Here is a 13,152-nt window from a genome sequence, read left to right as displayed (position 1 = left end):
CAACGATAGCGCTTATGGCCAACCAACTTGTGCTTTACACCAATCGCGCCCAGGACCAGTTTCGCTGGTGCTGGTTCGATGCCGACGGGCAACCGTTGCTCGATAGCGCCGCCTCGGGGGATCTCGATACCCTGGGGGCGATGCTCGGGGAGGGGCATCACAGCGTCTGGTTACTGCTGCCGGGAAACCAGGTGGTCACTCGCGAGCTGGAATACGCGGAAGCCGAAAAAAAACATCTGCGTCGGCTTTTGCCCTTCCAGCTTGAAGAGAGCGTGATTGGCGACATTGAGCAGTTTCATTTCGCGCTCGGTCCGGTACGTGAAGGGCGTGCCATCGCCGCCTATGTCGAGCAATCCTGGTTGCGCCAGTTGTTCGATCGTCTGGGCGAGTATCATATCGAGGTCCAGCGCACCTGGCCCCTGCCGTTGATGCTGCCCTTGCCACCAGAGACCGACCTGTCCGAGCAGTATCCCTACTGGACCCTGCAGATGCAGGGCGATCAGTTATTGGTGCGGTACGCCCCCAACCTGGGGTTCAGCCTCGATCGGGAGCAGGCGCGCCTGAGTCTGCAGATGCTGCTCACCGCTCAGAACCGGGTGGATAATCTGCCCCGGCTCAACCTGCGGGCGGAGACCGATGCGGAACTGGTCACTCTGAAGGCGCTGTTGCCGGATGAACTCCAGGACCGTATTGACGAACAGGCCGTGGTGCCTTTCTGGCAGTTGGACTTTGCCGAAACCGGCCGCGTGGATCTGTGTCAGGGCGAGTTCTCCCAGCGACTGCCGATTGAGCGCTGGTGGCGCTCCTGGCAGGGCGTGGTAGTGGCGGCCGCTGCCTGTCTCGTCCTGTATGTGGGGGTGACGGTTTATCAGGTGAATCAACTGGAAGCGGAGAATATCGAGATTCGCCGGGACATCGAGCAGGTGTATCGTTCGGTGGCGGGCCCGGGCAATTTGGTGGACGCCGAGCGTCAGTTGCGCCAGCAGTTGACCGAGCTGCAGCCGGCCAGTGCCAGTGGTCAGGTGACGCCATTTTTAGGCGATCTGTTCCCGGCGTTGGCGGAATCCGGCGGGGTCACTCTCAGTGCGGTGTCCTATGCGGCCCGCAGTGGTGAGCTGAGCCTTAACGTCCGAGCCGACACCTTCAACGCCATTGAATCCCTACGCGGTGACATTCAGACCCGAGGGTTGCAGGCTGAGCTGCTCAGCGCCAGTGCCCAGGGCGACAGTCACACGGCTCGCCTGAAAGTTACCGGAGGTCGCCCATGAAAGCGGTATTTGATTGGCTCTCCCGCTATAACCGGCGCGAGCAGACCATTCTTCTGATCGGTGGCGTGGCCGTACTGTTATACCTCTTATGGAAAGCGGTGCTGGTGCCCATGGCGGATTGGAAAGAGCGCCAGCTCAATGCCAATCGGGCGGTGAGTCAGTCCCTTGGGCGAGTGGAGTTGCTGGCCGCCCAGATTGAGCAGGCGCGCAGTAATGCTCAAAGTGATCGGGAGAACGACAGTAACCTCAGTGCCCTGGTGGACAGTAGCCTGCGTGCCAACAACCTCAGCATGAGTGGCTTCCAGCCGGGTACCGGGGGCCAGGTCAGAGTACGCCTGGACGACGTGCCCTACGACCGGTTTATCCAATGGCTCTACGACATGGAGTACCAGCATGGCGTCTCCGTGGTGGACTTCTCCATGGCCGGGACCAGTGAACAGGGTCGCGTGACCGTCAATATTCGACTGCAAAAAAACTGAGATAACGACAACGCTATGTGGGACACCCTGTCAAAATTCATTCCCCCGATCCGCTGGATACTCCTGCTGATCGTCCTGACCCTGCTGTTCGCCCTGACCCGCATTCCCGCGACCTGGGCCGCCTACTTCATGACCCAGGGCAACACCCTCGGACTCAGCGGCGTGCAGGGAACCGTCTGGTCCGGGCAGGCGCGCATGGCCAGTATCGAGATCGACAATCGGCACTACTCACTGGGTGCGCTTCGCTGGGAACTCAGCCCCTGGTCCCTGCTTACCCTGACACCCTGCGCGGATGTCAGCGCCACCCTGGAAAACCAGAACATCGACGGGCGGGTCTGCGCTGGACTGGGCGGCTCGGTCCGGGTCAGCGACACCAGTGTCGATGCGCCGGCGAGCCTGATCCAGGCGGGGGTTCCGGTGCCGATTCAGGGACAGCTTGCGGCCAATATTCAAACCATGCGCATGAAGGGCGGACGCCTGTCTGAACTGCAGGGCAACCTCAGTTGGACCGGCGCGAGGGTTCAGGCGGACGGCACCTGGGTGACACTCGGCAGCTTCGCCGCCGAGGCCCGCTACGATGCCGAACGCGATGCGCTGGTGGCAGATGTGTTTGATCTCGACGGTCCCATCGATCTGGAAGTGGAAACCCGACTGCCCCTCGCCGGAGGCATTTTTGTGGAAGGTGAGCTGGAGTTGACCGGCGCTTTCAGTGACCAGATCCAGGCGCGCGAATGGCTGCCCATGGTGCTCGACCACCAAGAGGGCAACCGCTACCACGTCGACCTGCAGTTCTGACGGCGCGCCATGATGATGCCCCGCCTCCCGGTCGTCATCGCTCTCAGGTTCATGATGCTGGGGCTCCTGGTACTGGGCAGCTCGCCCAGTACCGCCGAGTGGTACAGCGACCAGCAGGCCATCATGGGCACCGAAGTGGTGGCTCGCCTTTGGCACGACGATCCTGAGCAGGGGCGGGCCGCCCTGGCCGCAGTGATGAACGAACTGCATCGTATCGACCGCCATTTCAGTCCCTACAAACCGGACAGTGAGCTGTCCCGCCTGAACCGGGAAGCGCCCGAGGCCACTGATGAGCAGCCTCTGACGATCAGCGCTGAACTCACCGAACTCTTGTCTCGATCCAAATACTACGGGGAACTGACCGGGGGTGCCTTCGATGTCACTTTTGGTTCGGTCGGGCGTCTCTACGACTACCGCTCGGGCCGTCAGCCGGACGACGCCACCCGCAAGGCGCTGCTGGCGGCCATCGATTACCGACGGATTTACCTGGACCGGAAAGAAGATACCGTCTGGTTTGGCCATTCCAAGTTGTATGTCGATCTGGGTGGTATTGCCAAAGGCTACGGTGTGGACCGGGCCATTGAGCTTTTGCGTGCACGGGGTATAGAGCATGCCAGCGTCAGCGCCGGAGGCGATACCCGTCTGATCGGCGATCATCGTGGTCGCCCCTGGCGGGTGGGCATCAAAAACCCCCGTGCGCCCGAAGATGTGGCGATTGTAGTGCCTCTAAATAACGAGGCCATTTCCACCTCCGGCGATTACGAGCGCTACTTTGTGGATGCGCAGGGCGAGCGCATTCACCATATTCTCAATCCTCGCACCGGTACTTCGGCGCGGGGCATCATCAGCGCGACGGTTCTGGGGCCACGGGCCATGGACACCGATGCGCTCTCAACCAGCGTGTTTGTTCTCGGTCTGGAGGCGGGCCTGGCGCTGATCAATCGGCAGCCGGAATTCGAAGCCATTGTGATCACCGACGACGGTCGAGTGCATTACAGTGATGGACTGATTGACCCCGAAGAATAGGGCGCCGTATAGGCCAAGTGTGCGCGCCGTCACAATTCCAGCGCACCGGTGCCACTAAAATAATAAGCCGTTGTAAGCTGCGCCAGAACTCGCACGTTTCCGTCAGGAGAGCCTTCCAATGTCATCCCATTCCTTCCGTCCGGTGCGGCGGCTTGTCGGACTTTGTGCGGCCCTTGTATTGGCCGTCCCTTTGGCCTGGGCCCAAAGTGATCTCGAGGCCGATCTGGAGCAGCTTAAAGAGGACACCCTGAACCTCAACCGCGACCTGCTGATTCTGGAAGAAGAGCTACTCTATCCGGCATCGAGCCAAATAGCGGTGTACCTGTCGGTGGATCTCGGGGAATTCTTTCATCTGGACGGGGTGCGCCTTCAGGTAGATGGCGATCCGGTGGCCGCACAGTTGTATACCGATGCTCAGCGCGAAGCCTTGTATCGAGGCGGCGTTCAGCGGCTCTATCTGGGTAACCTCACTTCCGGCGAACATGAGATCAGCGCGGTCTTTACGGGCATCGGGCCCGACGGCCGGGATTACAAACGCGGCGCCGATCTGGTGGTGGAAAAAGGTCAGGAGCCGCTGGTGCTGGAGCTGAAAATCGTGGACTCCGAGCGCAAACTGCAGCCGGTTTTTGCCATTGAGGAGTGGGCGCTGCAATGAGGCATTGGGCGCTGCCACTGTCGTTTGCCCTGCTCGGCCTGGCTCCGGTTACCTGGGGCCAGGCCGAGCTGCGTGAAGGCGTGGCTCGCTATCACTACTATCAGAACGATTACCTGCCGGCCCTGAGCGAGCTGATGGTGGCCCGAAAGCAGGGGGACCTCGGGCTTGACCGGGGGGCGGTCCACGAGGGTGCCATCCGTATGGCCTTCGGCATGTCGGCCAGTGCCGAGCGTCTGCTGGAGTCCGCCTTGTCTGGCCGCCCGGCACAGCGCGACGCGGCACGTTTCTATCTGGGTAAGCTTCACTATCTGCGGGGCGATTGGGCGCAGGCCACCGATGCCTGGGCGCGATTGGGTGATGCCCTCGACCCGGACCTCGCCCGGGAGCGTCGTGCACTTGAGTGGCAGTGGCGCCTGCGCACCGGTGAGCCCGAGCCCGTGGACCCTGAGACGTTGTGGGACCAGTTGGGTGAATGGGCCCCGGTGGTGCTCTACAACCTCGGCGGCGCTTTCGCCCGGGCCGGTGATCGGGAGCAGGCCCGGCACTACTACCAGGTGTTGGTGGAGGAAGTCCCCCGCCAAGAGCGTCACAAAGCCGAATACCTGACCCTGCGCGATCGGGCCTTTACCGCCCTGGGGTTTACGGCTCTGCTGGAACAGGATTTCGAGCGCGCCGAGCAGGCCTTCGATCGGGTGCGCCTGTCCCGCGAGGATGCGGACCAGGCACTGCTGGGCTACGGCTGGGCGGCCCTGGAGCGGGGGGAGCCCGCCCGCGCGGTCCGCGCCTGGCAGGCTCTGGGTGAGCACTCACTCACCGGTAGCGCGGCCCAAGAGGCGTTGGTAGCCCTCCCCTACGCCTACACCCAACTCGACGCTCCCCAGGCGGCGCTGGATGCTTACGATCGGGCCGATGCGCGTCTGGAGGAAGAGCTCGCCCGGGTAGATCAGCTCCGGCGACAACTGACCCCCGCCTATCTGCGCCGCCAACTGGCGGCCACCGACCCCCGGGGCACCCTGTATCTGGAAGGCCGTGAAAACTGGCTGACGCTGACCGAATCCACGGTTGCCGCCAGCGCCGATCCCTACCTGTCTGACTGGGTCAATCAGAGTCCGTTTCAGAGTCAGGTACAGGCGCTCAGCGATCTGCGTGATCAGGCGCAACTGCTGGCGGACTGGCCCGAGAAGTTGGCCCACTACGGCCAACTGTTGCGGAACAAGCGTGCTCTGCGCAATGACCGTCAGGCGGATGTCGCACGGCGCCAACTCTGGGCCCAGATCGGGCAGTTGCGTGAACGACGTGCCCCTCTGGTCGCCCGCCTGTCGGACATCGAGGCCCGGTCGGATTATCTGGCCCTGGCGGATGACGAAACCCGCCGCCTATACGAGCGCGTCGAGGCGGCGCGTGAGCGGGCCGATCGGCTGACGGCGGCGGGCGAGTTGGAGAACCCCCGGGAAACCCGGGACCGACTGGCGCTGTACCGGGGTATATTGCTCTGGCGTGCCGCTCAGGACTATCCAGACCATCTGTGGCGGGTGCGCAAACAGCAGCGGGACCTGGACCGGGCCCTGGCGCAGTTGCGCACCCGGCAAGACCGGGTCCGCACGGTGATTGCGGACAACCCGGATATTGAACCGGCACTGGCCCGTATCGCCGAGCGGACCGAGGCGATTGTGCGCCAGCGGCAACGCCTTGATGAGGCGCAGCAGCGTCAGGCCGAGCAGCTCGCGGACAACCTGCAGACGCACCTGGCACAACACCAGGCCCGTTTGACGCAGTACCTTTCTCGCGTGCGACTGGGCGCCGCCCGGCTGCAGGATCGCGCGCTGCGCGAACAGGGAGGTGCACCGTGAGTCGCGTCTTCAGATCCCTGGGCTTGGTCAGTGCCCTGGCCCTGATGGCAGGCTGCGTGAGTTCCGGGAATCGGCACGGTGGTCTGGAGGCATTGCCCGAGGCCCGGTTGCCGGGGTCCGAAGCGCTCACCCCGGAGTCGGCCGAGCGCATTGCCCAGCGTTACGAGCGGGCGTTGGCGGTGGCGCAGGATCCGGCGCTGCAACTGGACATCCGCTGGCGTCTGGCGGATCTGGCGATGGCCCGCAGCGAAGCGGCGTTGGCACGTTCGGACAGTGTCGAGCCGCAATTTGGCGGGCCGATCGAGCGCTACCGGGCCCTGCTGAGCGATTACCGTGAAGGCCGGTGGGCGGAGGACGGCATCGAACCGCCGGCCTCCCCGGATCATCTTTACTACCATCTGGCCAAAGCCTACGCGCTGGATGGCCGTATGGAGGAAGCGAATCGGACACTGGTGGCGCTTGCCGAGCAGTTCCCCGAGTCGCGCTACTACGCCGAGGCCCAATTCCGCCGTGCCGAGCGGGCCTTCTCGCAAGGGGATTACGCGGCGTCCGAGGCACTTTACCGCGAGCTGCTGCCGGATGTGGGCGCGGCTCCCGAGTTCGGTCAGAACGCCCTATACATGCGCGCCTGGGCCCAGTTCAAGCAGGGGGATTACCCCGAGGCACTGGTGAGTTTTGCCGGCGTCCTGGATCATCTGCTCCTGCCGGCGGATGACGCGGCACAACTGGATCGGGCCTGGGCGCAACTCAGTGGTGCCCAGGCCGAGGTGGCGGGCGATGCCCTGCGTGCCATGGCCCTGTCATTCGCCTATCTCGAGGGGCCTGACAGCATTGGTGAGCTGGAGCGCCGGATCGGCGCCCGCCCCTATGAGCATCGGCTCTATCAACGCCTGGCAGAAACCTACCGCGAACAGGAGCGGGTGCGCGACGCCGCCGACACCTACGGACGGTACGTGGCCGAAAACCCCGACAGCGATCTGGCCCCGGGCTTCACCCTGGCCCAGATTGACACCTACCGGGAGGGACGCTACCCCACCTTGGTGCGTGCCGGCCAACAGGAGTTTGTGCGCCGTTACGGGCTGCTCAGTGCCTACTGGTTCCGTCGCGGCGGTCAGCCGGGGGCATTGGTCGAAGAGTCATTGCGCGAGTTTCTGCCAGCGCTGGCCAACTTTCAGCACGCCCGGGCCCAACGTCTGGCGGACGAAAGTGCCGGGGAAGAGCGGACCCGGCAGGCGTTTGCCCATGCCGCCACCTGGTACCGGGAGTTCGTGGCCAGTTTCCCCGAAGACCCGGCCGTACCGGAGCAGCGTTTTCTGTTGGCCGAAGCCCTCAATGCCGCCGGGCAGTGGCCCGAAGCGTTGGAGCACTACCGCCGGGTGGCGTTTGACCACCGAGACCCGGAGTACGGCCGCGAGGCCGGCTACGCGGCGGTGTTGCTCGCCGATGAGCTGGAGCGCCGCGCCGGGCCGGAGACCGATCACTGGTGGGCCCGGCGGTTGGAAGTGGGCCAGCAGTTTGCGGATCAGTATGCCGATGACCCGCGAGCCACCGGTGTACTCGGTCACCTGGCCCGCGGACAGCTCGAACGCGGTGAGCTTAATAGCGCCGCCGCCCTGGCGCAGAGACTGCTTGATTGGCAGCCGCCGGCCAGTGCTGACGAGCAGTTCAGCGCCTGGCTGGTACTCGGCCACAGTCAGTTCGATCTGGGACAGTTTGCCGCTGCGGAGCGGGCCTATTGGCAGTTGCTCGAGCGCTGGCCCCAGACCGAAGACGGTAGCGCCAGAAGCATTAACGGCGCGCCCAGTCAGGCCGAGGTGCGTGAGCGTATCGCCGCCAGTATGTACCAGCGCGCCCGCCAGCAACTGGACGCCGGGGAGATGTCCGGGGCGGTGGCATTGCTCGCGGAGATTCCCGAGACTCTGCCCACCACCGAAGTGGCGGTCCAGGCCCAGTTCGATACCGCGCACTACCTGATGCAGCTTGAACGCTGGCCCGAGGCGCAACAGGCCCTGGAGACGTTCCGGGCGGCTTATCCCGATAGCCCACTGCAGGCGCAGATTCCGGTGCGTCTGGCCAGGGTCTATCAGGCCCGGGAAAACTGGCTGGCGGCGGCCGCCGAGCTGCGCCGGGTCGAGCAGATCAGCGACGATCCCGAGCTGCAGCGCGAGTCGCTCTACCTGGCCGCTGAGCTATACCAGCGTGCGGGGGAGCGTAGTGAAGCGATCGACGCCTTTCGACGCTATGCACACAACTATCCGCAACCGGGGGCCGACCGGCGGGAGGCGGAGTACCAGATGACCGAGCTCTATCGGCAGACCGGTGAGGCGGACAAACGCGCGTTCTGGTTGCGTCGATTGGTGGATGGTCATCAGTCGGGGGAGGGTCGCTCCAACTACCTTGCCGCCTTCGCCGCCAGCGAACTGGCGGAGTCGAGTTTCAATGCGTTCAGTCAAATCAGACTGCGCCTGCCTCTGGGGCCGAGCCTGGAACGCAAACGCGCAGCCCTGGAGCGGGCCCTGGCGGATCAGGAGGCCATTCTGGACTACGGGGTGGCGGAATTCAGTACCCGTGCCAGCCACCGTATGGCCGCGATTTATCACCAACTGGGGCGTGACCTCATGGACTCCGAGCGCCCGGAAGGTCTGGGGGTGTTGGAGCTGGAGCAGTACGATATTCTGTTGGAAGAGCAGGCCTATCCCTTCGAGGAAAAAGCCATCGAACTCTACGAAATCAATGCCCGACGCACCCAGCGCGGCGTTTACGACCTGTGGGTCAAAGAGAGCTTCGGAGCCCTGGCTCAGATACTGCCGGCCCGCTATGGCAAGGAAGAACAGGTGGCGGAGGTTAGCCGTGGGATTTACTGATCTGAATGCTGTGCGGCGGCTGACTATGCTGTGTGCCTTTCTGGGGCTGACCGCCTGTGCCACGGCGCCCCAATCGGAGCCGGAGGCGGAGGTGGACGTGTCAACCGAGGCATCGGCGCCATCGGCGCTGCCCGAAGGCCCGGTAACCCCCAACCCTTACGAACAGATGGCGGTGAGTGTCAGCGCTCGGGCGCAGGCGGACTTCGACCGGGCTCTGGCGGCCATGGCCCAGGGCAATGACGCACAGGCACAGCAGCTGCTGAGCGCGATGACCGAGCAGTATCCCGCACTGTCCGGCCCCTGGGTCAACCTGGCGAAAATTCACAGTGAACAGGGTCGGGTAACGGAGGCCAAGGCCGCCCTTGAGCAGGCCCTGTCGATCAATCCCAATAACCTGGATGCCTACAACCAGCTGGCCCTGTTGCAGCGTGAGGCCGGTGATTTCGAGGCCGCCGAGCAGTCCTATCGGCAGGCGCTGACGGTCTGGCCGTTTCACGCCCAAAGCCACCTGAACCTGGGGATCTTGCTGGACCTGTATCGGGGCGAAGGTGAACAGGCGCTATTGCACTACCGCGCCTACCAGCAGCGTCAGGATGAACCGGACCGTCGGGTGGCGGGCTGGATCGTCGATCTGGAGCGGCGTCTGGCCGCAGAGGAGGCACAATGAACCATTGGACTCGAGGGCTGTTTTTCTTGCTGCTGGCGGGGTTATCCGCGTCGCTTTGGGCGCAAGAGAGTGAAACCGACGCTGAGCGGGACGCCGGACCGGTGATCGAGCTGGAATCCCGGGTGACCGGCAACCGCGAGCAGCCCCAGGTTTTTCATGTGGTGCCCTGGCAGACTCCGGAAAGTCCTGAGCCGGACTATGACCCCCTGGAGCGGCAACTGGAGAGCGTCTTCGGTCACGTCGAACGGGATGAACTGCAGCGCACCTTGCGTCAGCGGGAAGAGACGGTCGAAATCGCCGACTGAACGGCAGCGGAATCCTCCCAAAAATCAACCTGCTTCACAGTTTCGCTGCGGCCAAGTCGGCATAATGATCAACGCGTCAGGCGGGTTTGCCCGTCTCAACACTATTTCAAAAAATATATTCAAAAAAACATAGCAGGCTTTATAAACATCCGTCGTTCTATACGGGCGACGTCGCGTTTGCATTTTGAGGGCAATACCCATGGAATTTATCACTACCGTGCTGCGTTTTTTCCAGAACGGCGGCCCCTTCATGTATCCCATTGCACTGGTGCTGGTGGTAGGGGTGGCCGTGGCGCTGGAGCGCTGGCTCTACCTGACTCACGCCAAGTCCGCCAACCGCAAGGCCTTTCAGCAACTGATGCCACTGCTGAAAAAGCGCGATTACGCCGGCGTGATGAAACTCGGCCAGACCTCCCGAGCCCCCATTGCCCGGATCATCAGTGCGGGCGTCGCCCGGATGAGCCAATCCCAGCGTCGCGACGACATTGAGCTGGCGATGGAAGAGGGCGTGATGGAAGCCATGCCCCGTCTGGAGAAGCGCACGCCCTATCTGGCGACTCTGGCCAATATCGCCACACTGCTTGGCCTGCTCGGCACCATCATCGGTCTGATCGCCGCCTTTACCGCAGTGGCCGATGCCGACCCGGCGGAAAAAGCCAACCTGCTCTCGGCCAGTATTTCTGTGGCCATGAATACCACCGCCTTTGGTCTGATGTCGGCCATTCCCCTGTTGTTGTTTCACGCCACCCTGCAGACCAAAACCACCGAGATCATCGACAGTCTCGAAATGGCGGGCGTCAAATGCCTGAACCTGATGGGGGTGGGCACGGCTCAGCGGGCGAGCGGTAAGCCCGGTTCTGAACCATCGGCACAAGCCTGACGCCGTCCTCGCGGCCTTCTTACCCGGTTAAAGGACAGCAAGCGCGATGTTTCATCGACGGCGCCATCGACACAGAGAAGAAGCGGAGCTCGACATCACCTCCTTTATGAATCTGATGATCATATTGGTGCCGGTGTTGTTGATGAGCATGGTATTCGCCCGCATCACCGTACTGGATTTGCAACTGCCCAAAAGTGCCAGCAGCGAAGCGAGCGAAACCGACGAGCCCAATGAGCAGATTGAACTGATCATTCGTGACGATCATTTCCAGGTCAATTTCCCCGCCGGTGTTCCCGTCGAGCGGGTGCCTCATCAAGACGGTGAGCCGGACCTGCCCGCCCTGTCGGAATTGCTCCAGCAGGTGAAACAGACGCTCAAAAACCAGGGCATCGACAAAAACGATATTGTCATTCTGTCCGAGCCGGATACTCCCTATCAGACGCTGGTCAGTGCGATGGACACCGCCCGATCCTTCAGGGCGGTAGTGGCCGCATCGGTAGTGAACGCCGAACTCTTCCCGGTCATTTCCCTGGGCGATGCCCCCGCACAGGAGGCGAGCGAATGAAGCAGTCCATGCGCGCCCGCCGGATGGCCCGGCACCACCGTCGCCTGAGTCAGTTGCCCAAGCTTAATCTGGTGTCCCTGATGGACATCTTCACCATTCTGGTGTTCTTCCTGCTGGTCAACTCCTCCGAGGTGGAAGTGCTCAGCCGGGATAAAAATATCGAGTTGCCCGCCTCGGTGGCGGACCAGCAACCGGATGAAAGTCTGCTGCTGGTGGTGGGGGATGAGCAGATTCTGGTAAACGGTCGACCGGTGGCGTCCGTGGCCGATGTTCTGGCGCAGCAGGACGAAGAGATCCCCGGTTTATCGGAAGAGTTGGCCCTGCGCGCCGAGCGTGCCCGACCGCTGACGGAGGCCGAGGCGCAGATCGGCCGACCGATCACCATCATGGGGGATAAAGGCATTCCCTATAAACTGCTGAAAAAAGTGATGGCCACCTGCGCCGCCTCGGACTATCGCGATATCGCTCTGGCGGTCGACCAGATCGCCTCGGAGGCCGAGGGCTGATATGACCCGATATCCGAGCCCCAACACCGATCTGCCCTGGGAATCCAGCGCCGAGGACGATCAGCGCTACCGGCGAATTCTGCGCGGGCTGATCATACTGTTGCTCATTCTCGGGCTGGTGATTCCGTTCGTGCCCTTGCCAGAGCCCAGCCGGGACGAGGCACCGGAGCTGCCACCGCAACTGGCCCGGGTGATACTGGAAAAAGAGGAGCCGCCACCGCCTCCTGAGCCCGAGCCGGAACCGGAGCCCGAACCCGAGCCGGAAGAGACAGAACCGGAGCCTGAGCCCGAACCCCTGCCGGAACCCGAGCCTCAACCTGAGCCACCGCCCCCTGCCCGGGTGGAAGAGGCCCGGGAAACCGCCGCTCGCAGTGGCCTGATGCAACATCGGGACGCTCTGGCCGCCATGCGCAATACCCTGGATACCCGTAAGGTCGAGCAGGCCGCCCTGTCCGAGGGTCAGTCCGAGGCCGAGCGGCCCGACCGCAACCGCCTGGAAGGGCAGGTCGCCGAGGACAGCGGTGGCATCGATACCGATCAACTCAGCCGGGATACCGGTGGAGGCGAACTCGCCGCCCGGGAATCGACCCGGGTCAGCGATGAGGCGGAAGCGCTGGCAGCCGCCGAAGCAGAAGCCGCCGCGAGCGGCCCGAGAGAGCTGGCCGCTCGCAGCGACGAGGAAATCCGACAGGTCATCGACCAGCACATGGGCGCCATCTTTGCCATCTACAACCGCGCCCTGCGCCAGGACCCGCTTCTGCAGGGCAAACTGGTGGTGCGTATGGTCATCGAGCCCAGCGGGGAAATCTCCGAAGCGCGGATCGAGTCCAGTGAATTGAACAATGAAGAACTTGAACAGCGCCTGCTGGCCCGAATTCTGCTGATCACCTTCCCCGACGCGGATGTGACCGTGACCCAAGTGAACTATACTTTCGATTTCTTGCCGAGATAATCACTGCCACCCCGGCAGAGTTCTCGCCATCAACCAGAGAAAGGAGCGCGTTCAATGTCCATCGAGATTACCGGTATTCTGGGTCTTATCCTGCTGATCTGTGTCATCTACGCCTTGCTGCAGGTGGCCCAGAGTAAAGAGTCGAGCACCGCCAAACTCATCTGGATCCTGGTCCTGCTGTTCCTCCCCTTCCTCGGTTTTATCATCTGGTTGTTTATCGGGCCGCGAGGTAAATAGCCGGGGCCACAACCATTGCCCCTGATTCCCCTGACGCTCCGTCCGGTCGGCGCAGTGAGATCTTCCTCTTGCGGAAAAACTGGCAAATGATCAGCCGTGGTGT

14 protein-coding genes are annotated in these 13,152 nt (G+C 62.9%); all 14 read left to right on the top strand.

Annotation, left to right across the window (positions count from 1 at the left end; genetic code table 11):
- Positions 1-14 precede the first annotated feature (14 nt).
- Positions 15-1,268: a type II secretion system protein GspL gene (gspL, locus tag CMG77_RS04955; RefSeq protein WP_286806104.1), complete on the top strand. Its 1,254-nt coding sequence runs from the start codon at positions 15-17 to the stop codon at positions 1,266-1,268.
- Positions 1,265-1,747, top strand: a complete 483-nt coding sequence (locus CMG77_RS04950; protein WP_123638573.1) for a type II secretion system protein M — start codon at positions 1,265-1,267, stop codon at positions 1,745-1,747. Before gspL ends, CMG77_RS04950 begins: the two co-directional genes overlap by 4 nt.
- 15 nt (positions 1,748-1,762) lie before the next feature.
- On the top strand, positions 1,763-2,542 hold the full coding sequence (locus tag CMG77_RS04945) for a type II secretion system protein N (RefSeq protein WP_286806106.1): 780 nt from the start codon (positions 1,763-1,765) through the stop codon (positions 2,540-2,542).
- A 51-nt stretch (positions 2,543-2,593) separates the two neighbouring features.
- Positions 2,594-3,568, top strand: a complete 975-nt coding sequence (locus CMG77_RS04940) for an FAD:protein FMN transferase (protein WP_353743454.1) — start codon at positions 2,594-2,596, stop codon at positions 3,566-3,568.
- Positions 3,569-3,686: 118 nt separating this feature from the next.
- Complete coding sequence (locus tag CMG77_RS04935; RefSeq protein ID WP_286806109.1) at positions 3,687-4,223, top strand: AraC family transcriptional regulator; 537 nt, start codon at positions 3,687-3,689, stop codon at positions 4,221-4,223.
- Entirely contained in the window at positions 4,220-6,073 is a 1,854-nt protein-coding gene (locus CMG77_RS04930; RefSeq protein WP_286806111.1) for a tetratricopeptide repeat protein, read from the top strand. The genes CMG77_RS04935 and CMG77_RS04930 overlap by 4 nt, the downstream gene beginning before the upstream one ends.
- Positions 6,070-8,937 (top strand): tetratricopeptide repeat protein, encoded by a 2,868-nt coding sequence (locus tag CMG77_RS04925; RefSeq protein ID WP_286806113.1) that lies wholly within the window; start codon positions 6,070-6,072, stop codon positions 8,935-8,937. Before CMG77_RS04930 ends, CMG77_RS04925 begins: the two co-directional genes overlap by 4 nt.
- Positions 8,924-9,604 (top strand): tetratricopeptide repeat protein, encoded by a 681-nt coding sequence (locus tag CMG77_RS04920; protein ID WP_286806115.1) that lies wholly within the window; start codon positions 8,924-8,926, stop codon positions 9,602-9,604. Before CMG77_RS04925 ends, CMG77_RS04920 begins: the two co-directional genes overlap by 14 nt.
- Positions 9,601-9,909: a hypothetical protein gene (locus tag CMG77_RS04915; protein WP_286806117.1), complete on the top strand. Its 309-nt coding sequence runs from the start codon at positions 9,601-9,603 to the stop codon at positions 9,907-9,909. The genes CMG77_RS04920 and CMG77_RS04915 overlap by 4 nt, the downstream gene beginning before the upstream one ends.
- Positions 9,910-10,108: 199 nt before the next feature.
- Positions 10,109-10,789 carry a MotA/TolQ/ExbB proton channel family protein gene (locus CMG77_RS04910; protein WP_036160864.1) on the top strand — a complete coding sequence of 227 codons (681 nt, stop codon included), beginning with the start codon at positions 10,109-10,111 and terminating at the stop codon, positions 10,787-10,789.
- A 46-nt stretch (positions 10,790-10,835) separates the two neighbouring features.
- Positions 10,836-11,354 carry an ExbD/TolR family protein gene (locus tag CMG77_RS04905; RefSeq protein WP_286806119.1) on the top strand — a complete coding sequence of 173 codons (519 nt, stop codon included), beginning with the start codon at positions 10,836-10,838 and terminating at the stop codon, positions 11,352-11,354.
- Positions 11,351-11,860, top strand: coding sequence for an ExbD/TolR family protein (locus CMG77_RS04900; RefSeq protein ID WP_024461554.1), 510 nt, complete (start codon positions 11,351-11,353; stop codon positions 11,858-11,860). The genes CMG77_RS04905 and CMG77_RS04900 overlap by 4 nt, the downstream gene beginning before the upstream one ends.
- Position 11,861: 1 nt before the next feature.
- The gene (locus CMG77_RS04895) at positions 11,862-12,812 is read left to right on the top strand and encodes an AgmX/PglI C-terminal domain-containing protein (RefSeq protein ID WP_286806123.1); all 951 of its coding nucleotides are present in this window, start codon (positions 11,862-11,864) and stop codon (positions 12,810-12,812) included.
- 54 nt (positions 12,813-12,866) lie between these two features.
- The gene (locus CMG77_RS04890) at positions 12,867-13,049 is read left to right on the top strand and encodes a PLDc N-terminal domain-containing protein (RefSeq protein WP_286806125.1); all 183 of its coding nucleotides are present in this window, start codon (positions 12,867-12,869) and stop codon (positions 13,047-13,049) included.
- Positions 13,050-13,152: the final 103 nt, after the last annotated feature.

The sequence above is a fragment of the Marinimicrobium sp. genome (assembly GCF_002695945.1).
Taxonomy (GTDB): Bacteria; Pseudomonadota; Gammaproteobacteria; order Pseudomonadales; family Cellvibrionaceae; genus Marinimicrobium; species Marinimicrobium koreense.
This window is presented reverse-complemented; position numbering and strand designations above follow the sequence as displayed.

Bases quoted from the DNA above. Each gene is read 5' to 3' on its own strand.
- CMG77_RS04945 (WP_286806106.1), top strand. From the start codon at position 1,763: ATGTGGGACACCCTGTCAAAATTCATTCCCCCGATCCGCTGGATACTC.
- CMG77_RS04890 (WP_286806125.1), top strand. From the start codon at position 12,867: ATGTCCATCGAGATTACCGGTATTCTGGGTCTTATCCTGCTGATCTGT.
- CMG77_RS04930 (WP_286806111.1), top strand. From the start codon at position 4,220: ATGAGGCATTGGGCGCTGCCACTGTCGTTTGCCCTGCTCGGCCTGGCT.
- CMG77_RS04935 (WP_286806109.1), top strand. From the start codon at position 3,687: ATGTCATCCCATTCCTTCCGTCCGGTGCGGCGGCTTGTCGGACTTTGT.
- CMG77_RS04910 (WP_036160864.1), top strand. From the start codon at position 10,109: ATGGAATTTATCACTACCGTGCTGCGTTTTTTCCAGAACGGCGGCCCC.
- CMG77_RS04915 (WP_286806117.1), top strand. From the start codon at position 9,601: ATGAACCATTGGACTCGAGGGCTGTTTTTCTTGCTGCTGGCGGGGTTA.
- CMG77_RS04940 (WP_353743454.1), top strand. From the start codon at position 2,594: ATGATGCTGGGGCTCCTGGTACTGGGCAGCTCGCCCAGTACCGCCGAG.
- CMG77_RS04900 (WP_024461554.1), top strand. From the start codon at position 11,351: ATGAAGCAGTCCATGCGCGCCCGCCGGATGGCCCGGCACCACCGTCGC.
- CMG77_RS04905 (WP_286806119.1), top strand. From the start codon at position 10,836: ATGTTTCATCGACGGCGCCATCGACACAGAGAAGAAGCGGAGCTCGAC.
- gspL (WP_286806104.1), top strand. From the start codon at position 15: ATGGCCAACCAACTTGTGCTTTACACCAATCGCGCCCAGGACCAGTTT.
- CMG77_RS04950 (WP_123638573.1), top strand. From the start codon at position 1,265: ATGAAAGCGGTATTTGATTGGCTCTCCCGCTATAACCGGCGCGAGCAG.
- CMG77_RS04895 (WP_286806123.1), top strand. From the start codon at position 11,862: ATGACCCGATATCCGAGCCCCAACACCGATCTGCCCTGGGAATCCAGC.